At 60.5% G+C, this 18,588-nt stretch carries 18 protein-coding genes; 13 read left to right on the top strand and 5 right to left on the bottom strand.

Annotated features, from left to right (window positions below; translation table 11 throughout):
- Nucleotides 1–33: 33 nt before the first annotated feature.
- From K7431_RS25315 to K7431_RS25270, 10 genes are all read left to right on the top strand, one after another.
- Nucleotides 34–1,383: an ATP-binding protein gene (locus tag K7431_RS25315; protein ID WP_012723867.1), complete on the top strand. Its 1,350-nt coding sequence runs from the start codon at nucleotides 34–36 to the stop codon at nucleotides 1,381–1,383.
- Nucleotides 1,383–1,868 carry a hypothetical protein gene (locus tag K7431_RS25310; protein ID WP_012723868.1) on the top strand — a complete coding sequence of 162 codons (486 nt, stop codon included), beginning with the start codon at nucleotides 1,383–1,385 and terminating at the stop codon, nucleotides 1,866–1,868. The genes K7431_RS25315 and K7431_RS25310 overlap by 1 nt, the downstream gene beginning before the upstream one ends.
- Nucleotides 1,868–2,791, top strand: a complete 924-nt coding sequence (locus tag K7431_RS25305; protein ID WP_012723869.1) for a tetratricopeptide repeat protein — start codon at nucleotides 1,868–1,870, stop codon at nucleotides 2,789–2,791. The genes K7431_RS25310 and K7431_RS25305 overlap by 1 nt, the downstream gene beginning before the upstream one ends.
- Before the next feature lie 50 nt (nucleotides 2,792–2,841).
- Nucleotides 2,842–3,102 (top strand): YeaC family protein, encoded by a 261-nt coding sequence (locus K7431_RS25300; protein ID WP_012723870.1) that lies wholly within the window; start codon nucleotides 2,842–2,844, stop codon nucleotides 3,100–3,102.
- On the top strand, nucleotides 3,099–3,929 hold the full coding sequence (locus K7431_RS25295; protein ID WP_012723871.1) for a DUF2797 domain-containing protein: 831 nt from the start codon (nucleotides 3,099–3,101) through the stop codon (nucleotides 3,927–3,929). The genes K7431_RS25300 and K7431_RS25295 overlap by 4 nt, the downstream gene beginning before the upstream one ends.
- A gap of 13 nt (nucleotides 3,930–3,942) precedes the next feature.
- Nucleotides 3,943–6,600 (top strand): aminopeptidase N, encoded by a 2,658-nt coding sequence (gene pepN, locus K7431_RS25290; protein WP_043205254.1) that lies wholly within the window; start codon nucleotides 3,943–3,945, stop codon nucleotides 6,598–6,600.
- A gap of 227 nt (nucleotides 6,601–6,827) precedes the next feature.
- The gene (locus K7431_RS25285) at nucleotides 6,828–7,544 is read left to right on the top strand and encodes a helix-turn-helix transcriptional regulator (protein ID WP_012723873.1); all 717 of its coding nucleotides are present in this window, start codon (nucleotides 6,828–6,830) and stop codon (nucleotides 7,542–7,544) included.
- Between the two features lie 52 nt (nucleotides 7,545–7,596).
- Entirely contained in the window at nucleotides 7,597–7,932 is a 336-nt protein-coding gene (locus K7431_RS25280; RefSeq protein ID WP_012723874.1) for a nuclear transport factor 2 family protein, read from the top strand.
- A 15-nt stretch (nucleotides 7,933–7,947) separates the two neighbouring features.
- Nucleotides 7,948–9,051: a cell division protein ZapE gene (gene zapE / locus K7431_RS25275; protein ID WP_012723875.1), complete on the top strand. Its 1,104-nt coding sequence runs from the start codon at nucleotides 7,948–7,950 to the stop codon at nucleotides 9,049–9,051.
- A gap of 172 nt (nucleotides 9,052–9,223) precedes the next feature.
- Complete coding sequence (locus tag K7431_RS25270) at nucleotides 9,224–9,715, top strand: GNAT family N-acetyltransferase (RefSeq protein ID WP_012723876.1); 492 nt, start codon at nucleotides 9,224–9,226, stop codon at nucleotides 9,713–9,715.
- A gap of 106 nt (nucleotides 9,716–9,821) precedes the next feature.
- Here K7431_RS25270 and K7431_RS25265 read toward each other — a convergent pair whose 3' ends face one another.
- The 4 genes from K7431_RS25265 to K7431_RS25250 all read right to left on the bottom strand — a co-directional run bounded on the left by K7431_RS25265 (nucleotide 9,822) and on the right by K7431_RS25250 (nucleotide 14,635).
- Nucleotides 9,822–10,043, bottom strand: a complete 222-nt coding sequence (locus K7431_RS25265; RefSeq protein ID WP_012723877.1) for a hypothetical protein — start codon at nucleotides 10,041–10,043, stop codon at nucleotides 9,822–9,824.
- A 145-nt stretch (nucleotides 10,044–10,188) separates the two neighbouring features.
- Nucleotides 10,189–12,432, bottom strand: coding sequence for a TonB-dependent siderophore receptor (locus tag K7431_RS25260; protein ID WP_012723878.1), 2,244 nt, complete (start codon nucleotides 12,430–12,432; stop codon nucleotides 10,189–10,191).
- 114 nt (nucleotides 12,433–12,546) lie between these two features.
- Complete coding sequence (locus K7431_RS25255) at nucleotides 12,547–14,295, bottom strand: phosphoethanolamine transferase CptA (RefSeq protein ID WP_043205255.1); 1,749 nt, start codon at nucleotides 14,293–14,295, stop codon at nucleotides 12,547–12,549.
- Nucleotides 14,296–14,455: 160 nt separating this feature from the next.
- Nucleotides 14,456–14,635 carry a DUF6026 family protein gene (locus tag K7431_RS25250; protein WP_012723880.1) on the bottom strand — a complete coding sequence of 60 codons (180 nt, stop codon included), beginning with the start codon at nucleotides 14,633–14,635 and terminating at the stop codon, nucleotides 14,456–14,458.
- Between the two features lie 269 nt (nucleotides 14,636–14,904).
- Here K7431_RS25250 and gnd point away from each other — a divergent pair, with 269 nt between their 5' ends.
- From gnd to K7431_RS25235, 3 genes are read left to right on the top strand one after another with little or no spacing between them, the layout of a single operon-like run.
- Nucleotides 14,905–15,888 carry a phosphogluconate dehydrogenase (NAD(+)-dependent, decarboxylating) gene (gene gnd / locus K7431_RS25245; protein ID WP_012723881.1) on the top strand — a complete coding sequence of 328 codons (984 nt, stop codon included), beginning with the start codon at nucleotides 14,905–14,907 and terminating at the stop codon, nucleotides 15,886–15,888.
- A complete protein-coding gene (gene zwf / locus K7431_RS25240; protein ID WP_012723882.1) occupies nucleotides 15,885–17,408 on the top strand; it encodes a glucose-6-phosphate dehydrogenase in 1,524 nt (507 codons plus the stop codon). Before gnd ends, zwf begins: the two co-directional genes overlap by 4 nt.
- The gene (locus tag K7431_RS25235) at nucleotides 17,405–18,229 is read left to right on the top strand and encodes a Cof-type HAD-IIB family hydrolase (protein WP_012723883.1); all 825 of its coding nucleotides are present in this window, start codon (nucleotides 17,405–17,407) and stop codon (nucleotides 18,227–18,229) included. Before zwf ends, K7431_RS25235 begins: the two co-directional genes overlap by 4 nt.
- 66 nt (nucleotides 18,230–18,295) lie before the next feature.
- Here the strand turns inward: K7431_RS25235 and K7431_RS25230 are convergent, their stop codons facing one another.
- Nucleotides 18,296–18,556 carry a hypothetical protein gene (locus K7431_RS25230; RefSeq protein ID WP_012723884.1) on the bottom strand — a complete coding sequence of 87 codons (261 nt, stop codon included), beginning with the start codon at nucleotides 18,554–18,556 and terminating at the stop codon, nucleotides 18,296–18,298.
- Nucleotides 18,557–18,588: the final 32 nt, after the last annotated feature.

Raw genomic sequence — 18,588 nt, 5'->3', positions numbered from 1 at the left:
TGCGCACCGCAACCGCACTTTTGAGGAACCTCCATGGATGATTCGACGTTCGACCAGCTGGAGGCCGCGCTGTCCGCTGCCCCCGGCAACGTCGCACTGCTGACCCTGTTGCTGGGCGCCAGCCTTGAGCGTGGCGAACACGCGCGCGGGTTGAAGCTGTTGCCGGCCGACCTTGAGCAATGGCCAGAGGCCGCAGCCTTGAAGCTGGCGGCGGCGCAACTGTTGCTGGCCGATGGGCAAGCGCAGAAGGCGTTGCCCTTGATCGAAGGTGCAGACCCCGCTGCGCGCCTGCTCAAGGCCCGTGCCTTGGCGGCACTGGAGCGCCTCAAGGAAGCCCAGGTGGAATACCGCGCAGCGGTGGACGCCAACCCGGCCCTGGAAGACATGGCGTTGTGGCGCCGCCTGAATGTGTCGGTGGTGGACTTCCCAGGCGCCGAGGGCCGCCCGCGGCTGCGCGTGATCTCCAATGACGACACCGACCAGAGCGAAGTCGTGCGCCTGCTGGTGCCGGAAAACGAAACCCTGACCTTCGATGATATCGGCGGTCTGGATGAGCTGAAAAAGACCATCCATAAAAAGATCATCCTGCCGTACCAGAAACCGGGCCTGTTCCAGCGCTTTCGCAAGAAAGTCGGCGGCGGTGTGCTGCTGTACGGCCCGCCGGGCTGTGGCAAGACCATGCTGGCCCGCGCGACGGCGGGGGAATGCAAGGCGACGTTTTTCAACGTGGCGATTTCCGATGTGCTGGATATGTACATCGGCGAGTCCGAACGCAAGTTGCACGCGCTGTTCGAGCAGGCGCGGGCCCAGGCGCCGGCGGTGATGTTTTTCGACGAGGTTGAAGCGCTCGGTGGCAAACGCGCCAATACCCGCGAGTCGACCTCGTCCAAGCTGGTGAGCCAGTTCCTCTCCGAGATGGACGGTTTTACCAATGACAACCACGGCGTACTGATCCTTGCCGCGACCAACGTGCCGTGGTCGGTCGACTCGGCATTCCGCCGCCCCGGCCGGTTTGACCGCGTACTGTTTGTGCCGCCACCGGATCGCCCGGCGCGGGAGGCGATGCTCAAGGCGATGATGAAAGGCCGCCCCATGGCTGACGACATCGACTTTGCCTTCCTGGCCAAGAACACCTCGGGCTTCTCCGGCGCCGACCTCAGCGAGCTGGTGGAAACCGCCGCCGACGAGGCCATTGAAGCGTCCATCGAGAGTGGCGCCGAGCAGTCGATCTGTGACCGGCATTTCAAGCACGCCTTGAAAGAAGTGCGCGCCACCACCCTGGAATGGCTGACCACGGCGCGTAACTACGCGCGGTATGCCAATGAAGGCAACCAGTACGACGAAGTGCTGGCCTTCCTCGACAAACACGGGAAGGGTCGCTGATGGCGCAGTACGGTGGGTATCGCATCGAAGATGAACCGCGCCCGGGCGCCTTGGCCAAATGGGCGGTCTCGCCGTTCTGGCCGCTGCTGGGCCTGATGCTGGGCGGTGCCTGGCTGGGCTTGCCGTGGTTTGTGTTCAACTCCATCGCCGTCGGCAGCCCGACGCGGGTGCGCGAATGGGTGCTGGCCGGCGTGGCACTGCTGGGCAGCCTCGTGATCGGTTTTGTATTGCTGCAACTGGTGGGTGCCGGTTATCTGCAAACCCAGGCGCAAATCCAATACGCGTTGCTGGTGCTGGTGGTGTGGAAACTCACCCTGGGTTACCTGCTGTATATGCAGCAAAACGCAACCATCGAGATTTACCAGTACTACGGCGGCGAGTTGAGCCGCTTTGGTTTTCCCTTGGCGTTGATTGGTGGCTTCGTGCTCAAAGGCATGGTCGTCAAATGGCTGCCGTATACCCTGTGGTACCTGGTGGTGAGCTGATGAATACCGACTATCTGCTGCAACTGGCCTACCAGCGCCTGCAGGCTGACCACAATGACGGCGCCATCGACGCACTGCGCCAACTGCTGGCCAGCGATCCGCATTCCGCCGAGGCGCATGCCTTGCTGGCGATCTGCTTGATGAACATGTGCCGCGTGCATGCCGCCAAGCGCGAGGTGCACCTGGCCCTGGCCGCCGACGCGCAACTGCCGCTGTCCCACTATGCCGCCGCGCAAGTAGCGATTGCCTTGCGCAAGTTCAAGCTGGCCCAGGAACACGTGAGCCAACTGCTGGACATGGAGCCGCTGAACCCGGCGTATTACCGTTGCCAGGCCGAGTTGTACCAGCTTACCGGACGCCTGGCGCAGAGCCGCGAGCCGCTGGAAAAAGCCTTGCAACTGGGCCCCGACGACCCCGCCAACCTGGTGGCCCTGGCGCAGTTCCACCGTGCCAGCAGCCAATGGGACCAGGCGTATCAATTCGCCCGGCAGGCCTTGCAGGCTGACCCGGCGAATGCGGCAGCGGTGGTGGTGCTCGGTCACCTGTTGTTGCGTGAAGGGGATATCAATGGCGCCCGCGACCACGCGATCTGGGCCTTGCAGGAGAACGCTACCAACGTCGCCGCGCTGCACCTGCTCACGGCAGTCAAGGCGCGCAGCAATGTGTTCCTCGGCACCTGGTGGCGTTTCAATAGCTGGATGAACGAGCGCAGCGCCACCCGCGCCATCATCCTGCTGCTGTGCATGTTCGTGGTCTACCGTGTTGTAGTGATTACGCTGACGGACCAGGGCTATCCGCAAGTGGCGGAGATGGTCAACTGGCTGTGGCTGGCGTTTGCCGCCTACACCTTCGCGGCGCCGCAGATCTTCCGGCGCTTGCTGGACAAAGAGCTTGTACAGGTCAAGCTCTCCAAGGAATTCTGACGGGCCGGGCCCGTCAACCCTGTACTCGCTGAACCTCAGAGGCTGTTCACATGTCATCTTTTGCTGAAATGATCGAAAACATCACCCCGGACATCTACGAGAGCCTCAAGCTCGCCGTGGAAATCGGCAAGTGGTCCGATGGCCGCAAGCTCACCGCCGAGCAGCGCGAGCTGTCGTTGCAGGCGATGATCGCCTGGGAACTCCAGAACCTGCCGGAAGAGCAGCGCACCGGTTACATGGGCCCGCAGGAATGCCAGTCGAAATCGACCACCGTGCCGAACATCCTGTTCAAGTCGGATGCGATCCATTGATTGAAATTGGTCGCGGTGCAGTCAGCAAGATGTCGGTGCAACTCGGTGAGCCGACCGTTCAATACGCGTTTCGCCTCGGCGATACGGAGGTGCCGGTCAACCCGTTGATCGGCACTCACGTGCGCCTGGAATACCTCGGCGCCATTCATTGCAGCCATTGCGGCCGCAAGACCAAGACCAGCTTCAGCCAGGGCTATTGCTACCCGTGCATGACCAAGCTGGCCCAGTGTGACCTGTGCATCATGAGCCCCGAGCGTTGCCATTACGACGCCGGCACCTGCCGCGATCCAGGCTGGGGCGAAAAATTCTGCATGACCGACCATGTGGTGTACCTGGCGAATTCGTCGGGGATCAAGGTCGGCATTACCCGCGCCACCCAGTTGCCGACGCGCTGGCTGGACCAGGGGGCGAGCCAGGCGTTGCCGATCATGCGCGTGGCTACCCGCCAGCAATCGGGCTTCGTCGAGGACCTGTTCCGCAGCCAGGTGGCCGACAAGACCAACTGGCGTGCGCTGCTCAAGGGCGATGCGCAATCGGTCGACCTCAAGCAGGTGCGTGACGATCTGTTCGCCTCCTGCGCCGAAGGCCTGGTGAGTCTGCAGGAACGCTTTGGCTTGCAGGCCATCCAAACGATTGCCGACATTGAACCGATCGAAATCCGTTATCCGGTCGAGCAGTATCCGACCAAGATCGTCAGCTTCAACCTGGACAAGAACCCGATAGCCGAAGGCACGCTGCTGGGGATCAAGGGCCAATACCTGATCTTCGACACCGGCGTTATCAATATTCGTAAGTACACGGCCTACCAGCTCGCCGTGCATCAGTAGAAGGATGCCACCCATGCGCACCGAACAACCGAAGATGATTTACCTGAAGGACTATCAGGCGCCGGACTACCTGATCGACGAGACGCACCTGACCTTCGAGTTGTTCGAGGACCACAGCCTGGTCCACGCGCAACTGGTGATGCGCCGCAACCCTGAGCGCGGCGCCGGTTTGCCGCCGCTGGTGCTGGACGGTCAGCAACTGGAGCTGTTGAGTGTCAACCTGGCCGATCAGGAACTGACGGCCGATGATTATCAACTGACCGACAGTCACCTGACGGTGCATCCCAAGAGCGAGACTTTTACCCTTGATACCACGGTAAAAATCCACCCGGAAACCAACACGGCCCTGGAAGGCCTGTACAAATCCGGCAGCATGTTCTGCACCCAGTGCGAGGCCGAAGGCTTCCGCAAGATCACCTACTACCTCGACCGCCCGGACGTGATGAGCACGTTCACCACCACGGTGATCGCCGAGCAACATCGCTACCCGATCCTGCTGTCCAACGGCAACCCGATCGCCAGCGGTCCCGGCGAAGACGGCCGTCATTGGGCGACTTGGGAAGACCCGTTCAAGAAGCCTGCCTACCTGTTCGCGCTGGTGGCCGGTGACCTGTGGTGTGTCGAAGACACCTTCACCACCATGACGGACCGTGAAGTGGCGCTGCGCATCTACGTCGAGCCGGAAAACATCGACAAGTGCCAGCACGCGATGACCAGCCTCAAGAAGTCGATGCGCTGGGACGAAGAAACCTATGGTCGCGAGTACGACCTCGACATCTTCATGATCGTCGCCGTGAACGACTTCAACATGGGCGCCATGGAGAACAAGGGCCTCAACATCTTCAACTCCAGCGCCGTGCTGGCCCGCGCCGAAACCGCCACCGACGCCGCGCACCAGCGGGTCGAGGCGATCGTTGCCCACGAATACTTCCACAACTGGTCGGGCAACCGCGTGACCTGTCGCGACTGGTTCCAGCTGTCGCTCAAGGAAGGCTTCACCGTGTTCCGTGATTCGGGCTTCTCGGCCGACATGAACTCGGCCACGGTCAAGCGTATCCAGGATGTGGCGTACCTGCGTACCCACCAGTTCGCCGAAGACGCCGGCCCGATGGCCCACGCGGTGCGCCCGGACAGCTTTATCGAGATCTCCAACTTCTACACCCTGACGGTGTACGAAAAGGGCTCGGAAGTGGTCGGCATGATCCATACCTTGCTCGGTGCCGAAGGCTTCCGCAAAGGCAGCGACCTGTACTTTGAACGTCATGACGGCCAGGCCGTGACCTGCGACGACTTCATCAAGGCCATGGAAGACGCGAACGGCGCCGACCTGAGCCAGTTCAAGCGCTGGTACAGCCAGGCCGGTACGCCGCGCCTGGCGGTGAGCGAGTCCTACGACGCCGCGGCCAAGACCTACAGCCTGACCTTCCGCCAGAGCTGCCCGGAAACCCCGGACAAGGTGGAAAAACTGCCGTTCGTGATCCCGGTGGAGCTGGGCTTGCTGGACGGGCAGGGCGCAGGTATTGCCTTGCGCCTGGCCGGCGAGGCGACTGCGGGTGCCACATCACGGGTGATTTCCGTGACCGAGGCCGAGCAGACCTTCACCTTCGTTGATATCCCGGAGCAGCCGTTGCCTTCGCTGCTGCGCGGTTTCTCGGCGCCGGTGAAGCTGAGCTTCCCGTACAGCCGTGACCAACTGATGTTCCTGATGCAGCATGACAGCGACGGCTTTAACCGCTGGGATGCCGGCCAGCAGTTGTCGGTGCAGGTGTTGCAGGAACTGGTTGCCCAGCATCAACAAGGCCAGGCCTTGAAGATGGATCAGCGCTTGATCACTGCGTTGCGCAGTGTGCTGAGCGACGAGCGTCTGGACCAGGCGATGGTGGCGGAAATGCTGTCGCTGCCGGGTGAAGCCTACCTGACTGAAATCAGCGAAGTGGCGGATGTGGACGCCATCCATGCGGCTCGTGAGTTTGCCCGCAAGCAACTGGCGGACAACCTGCATGAAGCGCTGTGGTTGCGTTACCAGGCCAATCGCGCGCTGTCCAAGCAAACGCCGTACGTGGCGGCGGCTGAGCACTTTGCCCGGCGCGCATTGCAGAACATTGCGTTGTCTTACCTGATGCTCAGCGGCAAGCCGGACGTGTTGGCGGCGACACTGGAACAGTTCGACACCAGCGACAACATGACCGAGCGCCTGACCGCGCTGGCGGTGTTGGTGAATTCGCCGTTCGAAGCGCAGAAGGCCCAGGCATTGGCGGTGTTTGCCGAAAACTTCAAGGACAACCCATTGGTCATGGACCAGTGGTTCAGCGTGCAGGCCGGCAGCACGTTGCCGGGCGGGCTGGAGCGCGTCAAGGCGTTGATGGAGCACCCGGCGTTCACCCTGAAGAACCCGAACAAGGTGCGCGCATTGATCGGCGCATTTGCCGGGCAGAACCTGATCAACTTCCATGCGGCGGATGGCTCGGGCTACCGCTTCCTGGCGGACCTGGTGATCCAGTTGAACAGCTTCAACCCGCAAATCGCCTCGCGCCAGTTGGCGCCGCTGACCCGCTGGCGCAAATACGACAGTGCCCGCCAGGCGCTGATGAAGGCGGAACTGGAGCGCATTCTGGCGTCCGGCGAGTTGTCGAGTGATGTGTTTGAGGTGGTCAGCAAGAGCCTTGCGTAAGCGGCATTGTTGAATAAAAAAACGGCCTGTTCACCAGGCCGTTTAATGAGGTGGTCTCCCCCACACCCTGCGAGGGCTGAGCTTTCGCAGGGTGTTTTATTTTCGCAGACCCTGACCCTGACCCCAGCCTGCAATGCAGGCGGTCAAGGGGCTTTTTTACTGCTGACGTTTTCTGACAGGGGGCTCTGCTAAGCTGCGGCACGTTTCCTATTTCGGCAGGCATTCCTGTGTCGCGTACCACTCGTCTTCTGACTTTGCTCCAGGCCCTGCGGGGCAAGAAACGTCCGGTGACCGCTGCCGTGCTGGCGGCGCAGTTGGAGGTGTCCGAGCGTACGTTGTACCGTGATATTGCTGAGCTGACGGCCTTGGGCGCACCGATTTTTGGCGAGGCGGGGGTAGGGTATGTGCTGCGCAGCGGCTTGTTTCTGCCGCCCTTGATGTTGAACGCCGAGGAAACCGAAGCCATCGTGCTCGGCTTGCGTTATGTGGACCAGCGCGGCGATGACGTGCTCAGTCGCGCCGCCGCCAATGCCCTGGCAAAAATCGCCGACGTGCTTGACCCGGCCGCCCAGGAAGCCTTGCGCAACCCGACGCTGCTGCCCGGTCCGCCAGGGTTCGGCTACCCGGAAAACCGTGTGCCCCTGAATGTATTTCGCGATGCCATCCGCCACCAGGCCAAGTTGCACATCGATTACGCGGACGCCAGCCAGACCCAAAGCCAACGCCTGATCTGGCCACTGGCCCTGGGGTTCTTGAATGAGGTGCGGGTGATCGTGGCCTGGTGCGAGTTACGCGGCGCCTATCGCACCTTTCGTACCGACCGTGTGGCGAGTGCCGAAGCGTGCGGTGAGCGTTATCCGGGGCGCCGCAGTGACTGGCTGCGGGCCTGGCGCAAGTTGATGGAGCAGAGTGAGTCCGCGCCGTTTACTCCTGACAAAAACTGACACAACCCTGGCTTAGCATGGCCGCACAAATCATCTAGAAAGGAGCTGTGCCATGTCTATCCCTGAGTTGGCGCCGGCCATTGCGGCCTATCTCGCGGCGGCCAATACCCGTGACACTTCGGCTGTCGCCGAGTGTTTTGCCGAGGATGCCAACGTGTTCGATGAGGGCCAGCACCGTGTTGGCACCGCCGCCATTGCGCGCTGGATGGAAGACACCGGGCGTCGTTACCAGCCACGGGTCGAAGTGCTCAAGGTGCAACATCGTACCGGCAAGGTGTTGGTCAGCAATGTGGTGTCCGGCAATTTCCCCGGCAGCCCATTGGAGCTGCGCTACACCTTTCGGTTGAATGCGCAGGGCAAGATTTCACGGCTGGATATTTCCCTGTAGGTCATACTGGCGGGCATGACTTTCGACTCGCCCCTCGCTGCCTACCAACACGCCATTGCTCAACCGGGTTTCGTTGCCGACGACGCCCAGCGCCAGGCGGTGGATGCCCTGCAAGCCTGCCACCATGCCCTGCACCACGGCCAGGCGCCGATTGCCGGTGTGTACCTGTGGGGGCCGGTCGGGCGTGGCAAGACCTGGTTGATGGATCAGTTCTACCAAAGCCTGCGGGTGCCTGCGCGCCGCCAGCATTTTCATCACTTCATGGGGTGGGTGCATCAGCGCTTGTTCCAACTGACCGGTACTCACGACCCCTTGCAGGCCTTGGCGCGGGAACTGAGCCAGGCAGTGCGCGTGTTGTGTTTCGATGAACTGTTCGTCAATGACATTGGTGACGCGATCATCCTCGGGCGCCTGTTCCAGGTGATGTTCGAGGAGGGTGTGGTGATGGTCTGCACGTCCAACCAACCGCCCGATCAGTTGTATGCCGATGGCTTCAACCGGGAGCGTTTTTTGCCGGGGATCGCGGCGATAAAGCAGCACATGCAAGTGGTCACGGTGGACGGCGGGGAGGATCACCGGTTGCACCCGGGCGCGGGTATTCAGCGCTACTGGGTCAATCAGCCCGAGGCGCTGGCGGGCGTGTTCGAGCAGTTGGCCGAAGGCCAGCCCACCCACAGCGGGCCGGTTGTCGTGGGGCATCGTTCCATCGTCGCCGTGCGGTCCGGCGCCACCGTGCTCTGGTGCCGCTACGCCGACCTGTGCGAACAGCCCCTGGCCGCAATGGATTTCATGCTGTTGTGCGATCGCTTCAAGGCGATCCTGCTGGGCGAAGTGCCCAACCTCAGCGCGCAGAAACGCCCGGGCCGGATTGCACGCGGCACCGAAGACGGTGCCCTGCGTGTGGTGGCCGGTGATCGCGAATTGCCGGCGTTGTCGGTGCACGATGACAGCGTACGTCGGTTTATCGCCCTGGTGGACGAGTGCTACGACCGCAAAGTGCCGTTATTTATCGAGGCGCAGGTGCCTTTGGAGAGCCTCTATACCGAGGGCTATCTGGAATTCCCGTTTCGCAGGACACTGAGCCGTCTGCAAGAAATGCAATTGCAGCGCTTTGGCTGACGTCTGTGCGAAAAAACCTCGGAATCGGCTGATTGCGAATTTTCGAAGGGTCAACCTTCGCGCTTTCATGCGCATATTTGTAGTTAATCTCCTTCATCTGCCTCCTGCTCCACGCTTACAATCGTGCCCCTCACAGGGAGCGATTCCCTTGTAATCGTGATCGAGGATGGAAATGGACACCCCAGATATCCTGGTGCTGCAAGCCAGCTACACCAACCCCGTGCATGCCGAAGCGATTGGCCATGTGCTCAACCATTACGCCGAAGACCCGATGGGCGGAGGCCACAGCCTGCCCGCCGACCTGCTGGAGCAACTGCCGGGTGAACTGGCAAAGCGCCCCCATGCGTTCAGCGTGCTGGCGTTTGTGGGGGGTGAGCCGGCGGGGCTGGTGAACTGCTTTGAAGGTTTCTCCACGTTTGCGTGCCGCCCGCTGGTCAACGTCCACGACGTGGTGGTGATGGGTGCTTTTCGTGGTTTGGGGTTGAGCCAGAAAATGCTGCAGAAGGTCGAGGAAATCGCCCGGCAGCGGGGCTGCTGCAAGATCACTTTGGAGGTGCTGGAGGGCAATGATGTGGCTCAAGCGGCGTATCGAAAGTTCGGCTTTGATGACTCGAAATTTGATCCGGCCCATGGGCGCATGTTGTTCTGGAACAAACCACTTTAATCAATAAGTGGCAAAAAAAAGGCGCCATTAAATGGCGCCAAGTTCACCTTAGCCATAGGAGCGGAATGGTAAAGGGCAGTGCGGTTAAATCAAATGCGCAGTTGAATCAAGTATTCGGTTGTTGCTCGGCGGTGGATTTATCGGCCGCCTCTTTCTTCATGTTTTTTCCATCGGCCTGCGCGGTTTGTTCAGCGGTGCCGTGGGTCTTTTGCTGCATGAACGCGAAGTCGTTGTAGAACGCCTTCGAGCGCTCCGAACCGCCTTCGGCAAAGGCCGCGGCGGAGGTCAGGGTCATCAGGGTGGCAAGCATCAAGGTGGAGAGTTTCATGGCAGTGTTCCCATTAAAAGTGATCGGTATCCGCTCTGTCCTTGATCAGATTCATGGGGCGAGTGTGGAGTCGGTTTATTAAGTAGGAATTAACGCGAAAAAAGACCAGAAGTTAACAATTTCGTTAACTCCTGGTTAAAAAGTCTTACAGCTTCCAATCCAGTGCCAAGGTGATCGAACGTGGGTCCCCCCAATACACGCCGTTATAGAAACCGACGCGCTCGTAATATTTTTTATCAAATAGATTGTTGACGTTGACCGACGCCGAAACATGTTCGTCAAACTGGTAGCGCGACATCAGGTTGACCACGGAATAGGCCTGCTGGGTGATTTTCGCCCGCGTGGTGATCCGGTTTCCGTCGCTGTCCCGTGCGCCTGTCGGCCTGTTGCTGAAATCATAGATTTCGCTCTGCCAGTTCACGGCGCCGCCGACCGTCAGGTTGCGCCATGAGCCCGGTAACCGGTAGGCGCTGGACACCTTCAGCAGGTTCAGCGGCTGGCCGGTGTTATTGCGCTTGTCCGAGCCATTCACCGAGTGGGTATAGGTATAGCCTGCCGTCAGGTTCCAGTCCGGCATCACCTCGCCGGCCACCTCCAGCTCGAAGCCATTCACCTTGTTACCTTTACCACCGGACTTGTAGTACTCCTCGCCTGTGGTCGGGTTCGGCGGTACCGAATCATCCCGCTCCGCGACGTTGTCCTGTGTGCTCCAGAAATACGCAGCCGCCACGTTCAGTCGCTCCTCCAGCAGACTGCCCTTGAGCCCCACCTCATAGTTGCTGCCCACTACGGGCTCCAGGTATTTCTTGCTGGCGTCCTTTAGGCTTTGCGGCTTGAAGATGTCGGTGTAGCTCGCGTAAACGGTGTATTGCGGGGTGATGTCGTAGAGCAGCCCGGCATAGGGCGTCCACATATCGTTGTGGGTCTGGCGGGTCTTGTTGGCGGCGGTCAGTTGGTTGTCGGCGTTATAGGCAGGCGCCGCGCTGACCAGTTCCCAACTGCCGTAACGGCTGCCCAGTACCGCATGTAAGCGCTCGGTCAGGCTCAGGCGCGTGGCCAGGTAGCCGGCCTTCTGCTGCTTGCTGCTGTGCTCGCCCTTGAGGTCGGTGACGGTGTCGGCAAACTTGTCGATCCCGCCCATGTGTTTCCAGTCTTCGATGCTGTAGTAGCTGGCAGGCAGGCTGCTGCGCATGAAGGGGGAGACGTCGCGTTGCGTGGCCTCGCCATAGCCCATCATCAGTTCATGCTCGCGACCCAGCAACGCGTAGCTGCCGGCGAGGTTGAGGTCAACCGCCTCCATTCTCGAGGTGCCGAGCATATGGCTTGCCCATGCCGTCATGCCGCTGCGGTCATCGTTGGGGAACCCCGCACCGCCGTAGTACACCTTGCCATCCGTGTCGCTTTGTCGATGGGTGTAGGCGGCCTTCACATGCCAGTCGCCGCCCAGGCGATGGTCGAGGGTGGCGAAGATGGTCTTGTCCGTCAGTGGCCAGGAACTCCAGTGCGCCGCCATATTGGTGGAGCGTGAGAGCCCGGCCTTGCCACCCTGGCTGTTCCAGTAAGGCACGGTGCCCCAGGAAGTGCCTTGTACCTGTTTGTTCTGGTAATCAAAGCCCACGGCCAGCACGGTATCGTCTGATAGGTCGCCTTCGAGAATGCCGTAGCCGACGGCCCGCTGCAGCCCGTAGTTGTCGCGGAACGACTGGCTGTCGCGGTAGGCCAGCACCGTTCGCCCGCGCAGCTTGCCGTCGTACGCCAGGGGGCCGCCGACATCCACGTAGCTGTAGTAGTTGTCATGGCTGCCACCGCTGATGCCGGTTTTGGCCTGCCACTGGGCGGTGGGGCGCTTGCGCACCATGTTCACCGTGGCCGACGGGTCGCCGGCGCCGGTGGTCAAGCCCGTGGCACCGCGAACCACCTCGATGCGGTCGTAGATGATGGTATCGGAATCCGACTTCATGTAGCCGAAGGTGTTGAGCATCCCGTCAATCTGGAAGTTGTTGATGCCATAGCCACGGGACGAATAGGACACACGGTCGGAGTCGTTGTGCTGGACGTTGATGCCCGTGGTCTGGCGCAGCACTTCGGTCAAGGTGTTGAGGTTGAAGTCATCCATTTGCTGGCGAGTGATCACCGAGATGGACTGCGGGGTTTCCTTGACGGACAGGTTCAGGCGGGTGGCGGTGCTCATCGAACCGGTGGTGTAGGCCCCGGTGTGCTCGGTGGTAGCCCCGAGGCCGTCGGCACTGATGCGCGTGGCACCGAGTTCGAGGGTGTTGTCTTTGAGGGTGTAGCTTTCGGGGTCGGTTTCAGCCAGCAGGTCCGGGCTCACCACCACGCTGAAGAGGCCGAGGGTAAAGGTCATGGAACGGGTAAAGGGCGCAAACATCGCGGAAGACTCCTTGTCGTCTTTGCAGCCTTCTCAGTAAGAGAAGGCCTTGGCTCAAAGACGAAAGGAGGCGTGGAACTTTAGGCTTAAACGAGAATGATTATTATCTTTCTGTTACAGCGGTGCTTGGAGTACCACCTCGGTGGTGGCCTTTTTCGGTTTGATCAGGCTGAAGTCGATCAAGCCTTTCTGCTGCCGCTCGTAGGGGTTGCCGATCAACAAGGGGCGTGGCTTGAAGCTGTCGCTGACCAGGCTCTTGCTGCGGTCCCATTCATCGAAACTCAGCCCGGCCAGGTCGGCCCAGGTATGAATCAACTGCGAACTGCTGTACGGGCGTTGCAGGTCGCCGGCGAAACTCCAGTCGTGGGTTTCGCGCCATTTCGGTGAGGCGTAGGCCATGAACGGGATGGTGTACATCGGCGCTGTCGGCTTGCCTTCGTTGCGGCCCAGGGTGCTGTGGCCGGCGGAGTCGAAGACGTCTTCACCGTGGTCCGACAGGTACAGCAGGAAGCCGTTGGGGTCGGTCTTGGCGTAGTCCTTGATCAGGCTCGACACCACAAAGTCGTTGTACAGCACGGCATTGTCGTAGCTGTTGTAGGTCGGCAACTGTGCATCACTGACGCCATCCGGCACGCCCTGGCGGTCGGTGAACTTATCGAAGGTCGGCGGGTAGCGGTACTGGTAGCTCATGTGAGTGCCCAGCAAGTGCACCACGATGAACTTGCGCTCGGCAGGGTCGGCCAGGGCCTTGGAGAAGGGCGCGAGCACGTCACCGTCGTATTGGCGGGCGTTTTGGTTGCGGTTGTTGTTCAGGTACACCTGCTCGTCGGCCTGTTCCGAGAACGTCGTGAGCATGGTGTTGCGCTTGGTCATGGTCTGCTGGTTGGTGATCCAGTAGGTCTTGTAGCCGGCCTGCTTCATCACGCTGACAATCGACGGGGTCTTGAGGTACAGGTCCGGGTTTTCTTCGTCGGCGAAGGTCAGCACCTGCTGCAGCGCTTCGATGGTGTAGGGGCGCGGGGTGATGACATTATTGAACACGGCCAGTTGGTCGCGCAGCTTGTCCAGCTCGGGCGTGGTGTTGCGCGGGTAGCCATAGAGGCTCATACGCTGACGGTTGGTGGACTCGCCGATCACCAGCACCAACGTGGACGGCTGGCCGGCCATGCTGTCCTTGAGGTTCTTCAAGGGCGGGATCTGGCTGGCGCTGGTGAGCATGCCTTGCATGTTGTCCAGCTGTTCGGTGTAGCGACGGTACGCCACGATCATCTGCCACGGCACGGCGGGTTCGATACGGGTTTCAAAGCGATCGATGGCCTGTTCCATGTTGTCACTGGTGGCTATCTGCTTGACCAGCGGATAACCCACCACCGCCACAACAATCGCTGCGGCTGCCAGCATCGACTGGCCGCGAGGCAGGTAGACCGGGCGCAGGCGCGTCCACAGGAATACGGCGAAGGCGGTGTGGGCGATGAACGCCAGCACGATCCACCAGGCAAAATACTGGGTGGCGTATTCGCCGGCTTCAGAGATGTTCGACTCGAACATGATGAAGATGACGCTTTGGGAGAATTCCTGCTGGTAGATGAAGAAATAACCCAGGCTGGCCATGGAGCACGCCCATAGCACCACACCGATCAAGGCGGCGAGCAGGCGCGTACGGCGAGGGAACAGCAGCATCGGCGCCAGCCACAGCGCACTCATGAAAAAAGCTTGGCGAAAGCCACTGAAACCGGAGGTGCCGGTCAGTTGGATCAGCAGTTGGGTAATACCCGAGAAGTACCAGAAAAACAGAAACAACCAGCCAAAACCGGCCCAATCAAAGCCTTTCGCAGACGTGGTGCTGCGTTTGAACATCGCCATCCAGCGCTCCAACCCGATAATTTTTCAGTTGACGCGCAGGGGCGCACGCAACAGAGGCCACCCTTGCATGGGGTGGCCCTTCGGGCGGGAGTATCGGGAGGGGCATGTGAAAACTTTGTGAGATTTATGTAGCCGTTATCTTACAAAGTGGTGACGAGGCTTAGCAGAGTGCAGGCTGGGCGCTGGAAGGCTGGTCCAGCTGGGCTTGGATGATGTGCGAACGCAGGCGCAGGACTTCCTGCTGCAGTTGATCGCGTTCGTCCTTCAACTGACGCAACTCATCACGACGGATGTTGACGTAGAGGGTCTGTGGCGGGCGGGTCATCTGTGCTGTGCTCATTGCTTACCTCGCAAATAGCCGGTAGATCGCGGTGCCAGAACGCTTGATTCGAGGTTCTCGGCATCAGTCGGAAGCAATTCTGAATTCTTTTTTGGAACAAGGGAACTTTTTTATTTTTGACGGTCCTGTGACTTTTATCGCCGTGATGGTGAAATGATGGCTACTTTTTTGTCATGAAACTACACGGATCCGCTCTGGACTAACCCTCATTAGCCTCATTGCGCTATAAACTATGTCACACATTTTTTAGTAGTTAGGAGCATCAGCACATGCAACTGGGGATTATCGGACTAGGCCGCATGGGCGGGAATATTGCACGGCGCCTGATGCTCAATGGGCATACCACCGTTGTTTACGACCGTAACGAAGCATTTGTAAAAGGCCTGAGTGAAGAGGGCGCCACCGGCGTTGCCGACCTCAAGGCGCTGGTGACCGGGCTGCAGAAACCGCGCACGGTGTGGGTGATGTTGCCGGCAGGCGCGCCCACTGAAGACACCATCAATGAATTGAGTACGCTGCTCGAAGACGGTGATGCAATCATCGACGGCGGTAACAGCAACTATAAGGACGACGTTCGCCGGGCCAAGGCCCTGGCTGAAAAAGGCCTGCACTACGTCGATGTCGGCACGTCCGGCGGCGTGTGGGGCCTGGAGCGTGGCTATTGCATGATGATCGGTGGCGACGCCCAGACCGTGCAGCGCCTTGATCCTATCTTCAAGAGCCTGGCGCCGGGCCTGGGCAACATTCCGCGCACCAAGGACCGTTCCGCCAGCGCCGACCCGCGTGCCGAGCAGGGTTATATCCACGCCGGCCCTGCGGGCTCCGGTCACTTCGTCAAGATGATCCACAACGGCATCGAGTACGGGATGATGCAGGCGTTTGCCGAAGGTTTTGACATCCTCAAGACCAAGAACTCGGAAAACCTGCCGGAAGACCAGCGCTTCGACCTCAACGTCGCCGATATCGCCGAAGTCTGGCGCCGTGGCAGTGTGGTGTCGTCCTGGTTGCTGGACCTGACCGCCGACGCCCTCGCCACCGACCCGAAACTGGAGGGCTATTCCGGCTCGGTTGCCGACAGTGGCGAAGGCCGCTGGACCATCGAAGCCGCCATGGAACAAGCCGTGCCGGTACCGGTGTTGTCCACCTCCTTGTTCGCACGCTTCCGCTCGCGCCAGCAAAGCACCTACGGTGACAAAATGCTCTCTGCCATGCGCTTCGGCTTTGGTGGTCACGTGGAGACTTCCAAAAAATGACCGCCAACGGCAAGAAACTCAAGGCCGAACCCGCTCCGCCCACCACCCTGTTTCTGTTTGGTGCCCATGGTGACCTTGTAAAGCGCCTGCTGATGCCGGCGTTGTACAACCTCAGTCGGGATGGGCTGCTGGCCGATGGCTTGCGCATTGTCGGCGTTGATCACAACGCCATCAGCGATGCCGATTTCGCCAAGAAACTCGAGGACTTCATTCGTACCGAGGCCGCGAGCAAGGTCAAGGGCAACGCGGATAACGCCCTCGACCCACAACTGTGGGCGCAATTGGCCAAGGGCATCAGCTACGTCGAGGGCGATTTTCTCGACGACAGCACTTACGTCGACATCGGCAAGAAGATCGCCGACAGCGGCACCGGCAACGCGGTGTTCTACCTGGCAACCGCACCGCGCTTCTTCAGCGACGTGGTGCAGCGCCTGGGCAGTGCCGGCCTGCTGACGGAGACCGACGACAGTTTCCGTCGCGTGGTCATCGAGAAGCCCTTCGGCTCCGACCTGGCCACCGCCGAAGCGCTGAACGCCAGCCTGCTCAAGGTGATGAGCGAGAAGCAGATCTATCGCATCGACCATTACCTGGGCAAGGAAACGGTGCAGAACATCCTGATCAGCCGTTTCTCCAACGTGCTGTTCGAAGCGTTCTGGAACAACCATTACATTGACCACGTGCAAATCACCGCCGCCGAAACCGTCGGCGTAGAAACACGGGGCAATTTCTTCGAAAAAACCGGCACGTTGCGCGACATGGTGCCCAATCACCTGTTCCAACTGCTGGCGATGGTGGCCATGGAGCCGCCTGCAGCCTTTGGCGCCGACGCCGTGCGCGGCGAGAAAGCCAAGGTGATTGGCGCCGTACGCCCTTGGTCCCTGGAGGATGCGCGGGCCAACTCGGTACGCGGGCAGTACACCGCCGGCGAAATTGGCGGTAAACAATTGCCGGGCTATCGCGAAGAAGCCAACGTGGCGCCTGACAGCAGCACCGAGACCTTCGTCGCCCTCAAGGTGATGATCGACAACTGGCGTTGGGTCGGCGTGCCGTTCTACCTGCGCACCGGCAAGCGCATGAGCGTGCGCGACACCGAAATCGTCATCTGCTTCAAGCCCGCGCCGTATGCGCAGTTTCGCGACACCGAGGTCGATGAGCTCAAGCCGACCTACTTGAAGATCCAGATCCAACCGAATGAGGGCATGTGGTTCGACCTGCTGGCGAAAAAGCCGGGGCCGACCCTGGACATGGCCAATATCCAGTTGGGCTTTGCCTATAAGGACTTCTTCGAGATGCAACCGTCTACCGGGTACGAAACCCTGATCTACGACTGCATGACCGGCGACCAGACCTTGTTCCAGCGTGCCGACAACATCGAGAACGGCTGGCGTGCGGTGCAGCCATTCCTCGATGCGTGGAAGGAAGATGACGGGATCCAGGCCTACAAGGCGGGTGAGGATGGCCCGGCCGCTGCTGACGCTTTGCTGGCCCGTGATGGCCGCAGCTGGCACAGCCTCGGATGAGTGACGCAGCGATTCATCCCATCCGTTTTATCCTCAGTGACGTGGACGGCACCTTGCTGCATCCCGATCATAGCCTCAGCCAACGCACCGCCGACGCGGTGCGCGCCTTGCGCGAAGCCGGAGTGTTGTTCAGCCTGGCCAGCGGGCGCCCGCCCAAGGCCATGCTGCACCTGATCGAAACCTTTGGGATCGATGTGCCGGTGGCGGGCTTCAATGGCGGTACCTTGATCAACCCGGATGGCAGCATCCTGGTTGCCCATCATCTGCCGGCGGAAGCGGCGCTGGTTACCCTGGCGCTGTTTTCAGCGGAGCCGGAGGTGGAAGTGTGGGTGTTTGCCGATGGCGACTGGCTGCGCCGTGACCCGTCAGGGCCGATGGAGCCGCGCGAGGCGAATGGCCTGGGCTATGGGCCGGTGGTGGTGGAGAGTTTCGAGCCCTACCTGGACCGGGTCGACAAGATCGTCGCCGCGAGTCACAACACGCAATTATTGGTAGAGCTGGAGGCGCGATTGCAACCCAAGGTGCAGGGGCTGGCCCAGGTGTCGCGTTCGCAACCGGTGTACTTGGACGTGACCGCGATGCTGGCCAACAAGGGCGAGGCCTTGAAGACCTTGGCGGCACACCTGGGTGTGCCCATGGAGCAAACGGCGGCGATTGGCGATGGTGGCAATGACCCGGCGATGTTTCAGGTGGCCGGGTTGTCGATTGCCATGGGGCAGGCGGAAGAAACCGTCAAGCGCCAGGCCAGTGTGGTGACGGGCAGCAACATCGAAGATGGCGCCGCCGAAGCAATCGAACGGTTTATTCTCGCGGCACCTTAAGCGACGCGTGTTCTAACTCTGAACTTGCGCGCCGTTAACACATGGCGCGCAAGTTACACGGTCGACTTACTTTGGCATTACCCAGGACTGCAACTGGTGGCCATCTTTGTCGAGTTCGGCACGCGCTTGCAACAGCAAGTTTTCCAGTTGCGCCGGGTCGGTATAGGCACTCGACGACAGTTGTTTGCTGCCGATACGGTTATTGGTACGGTCGATGACGCTCAGGCTCAGGGCGCCGTTGCCATCGTGCCAGGCCACGCACTGAAAGGGTTGGAAAGCACGGTCTGCGATCAAAAGAGCTTCGTTGATGCGGAGCGGGGCGTTCATGTGGGTTCTCTCTCATTGCCCATTCAAGTGAG

This window comes from Pseudomonas fluorescens group sp. (assembly GCF_020093335.1).
Classification (GTDB): Bacteria; Pseudomonadota; Gammaproteobacteria; order Pseudomonadales; family Pseudomonadaceae; genus Aquipseudomonas; species Aquipseudomonas petroselini.
This window is presented reverse-complemented; position numbering and strand designations above follow the sequence as displayed.

Bases quoted from the DNA above. Each gene is read 5' to 3' on its own strand.
- K7431_RS25315 (WP_012723867.1), top strand. From the start codon at position 34: ATGGATGATTCGACGTTCGACCAGCTGGAGGCCGCGCTGTCCGCTGCC.
- K7431_RS25310 (WP_012723868.1), top strand. From the start codon at position 1,383: ATGGCGCAGTACGGTGGGTATCGCATCGAAGATGAACCGCGCCCGGGC.
- K7431_RS25305 (WP_012723869.1), top strand. From the start codon at position 1,868: ATGAATACCGACTATCTGCTGCAACTGGCCTACCAGCGCCTGCAGGCT.
- K7431_RS25300 (WP_012723870.1), top strand. From the start codon at position 2,842: ATGTCATCTTTTGCTGAAATGATCGAAAACATCACCCCGGACATCTAC.
- pepN (WP_043205254.1), top strand. From the start codon at position 3,943: ATGCGCACCGAACAACCGAAGATGATTTACCTGAAGGACTATCAGGCG.
- K7431_RS25280 (WP_012723874.1), top strand. From the start codon at position 7,597: ATGTCTATCCCTGAGTTGGCGCCGGCCATTGCGGCCTATCTCGCGGCG.
- zapE (WP_012723875.1), top strand. From the start codon at position 7,948: ATGACTTTCGACTCGCCCCTCGCTGCCTACCAACACGCCATTGCTCAA.
- K7431_RS25270 (WP_012723876.1), top strand. From the start codon at position 9,224: ATGGACACCCCAGATATCCTGGTGCTGCAAGCCAGCTACACCAACCCC.
- K7431_RS25265 (WP_012723877.1), bottom strand. From the start codon at position 10,043: ATGAAACTCTCCACCTTGATGCTTGCCACCCTGATGACCCTGACCTCC.
- K7431_RS25260 (WP_012723878.1), bottom strand. From the start codon at position 12,432: ATGTTTGCGCCCTTTACCCGTTCCATGACCTTTACCCTCGGCCTCTTC.
- K7431_RS25255 (WP_043205255.1), bottom strand. From the start codon at position 14,295: ATGGCGATGTTCAAACGCAGCACCACGTCTGCGAAAGGCTTTGATTGG.
- K7431_RS25250 (WP_012723880.1), bottom strand. From the start codon at position 14,635: ATGAGCACAGCACAGATGACCCGCCCGCCACAGACCCTCTACGTCAAC.
- gnd (WP_012723881.1), top strand. From the start codon at position 14,905: ATGCAACTGGGGATTATCGGACTAGGCCGCATGGGCGGGAATATTGCA.
- zwf (WP_012723882.1), top strand. From the start codon at position 15,885: ATGACCGCCAACGGCAAGAAACTCAAGGCCGAACCCGCTCCGCCCACC.
- K7431_RS25235 (WP_012723883.1), top strand. From the start codon at position 17,405: ATGAGTGACGCAGCGATTCATCCCATCCGTTTTATCCTCAGTGACGTG.
- K7431_RS25230 (WP_012723884.1), bottom strand. From the start codon at position 18,556: ATGAACGCCCCGCTCCGCATCAACGAAGCTCTTTTGATCGCAGACCGT.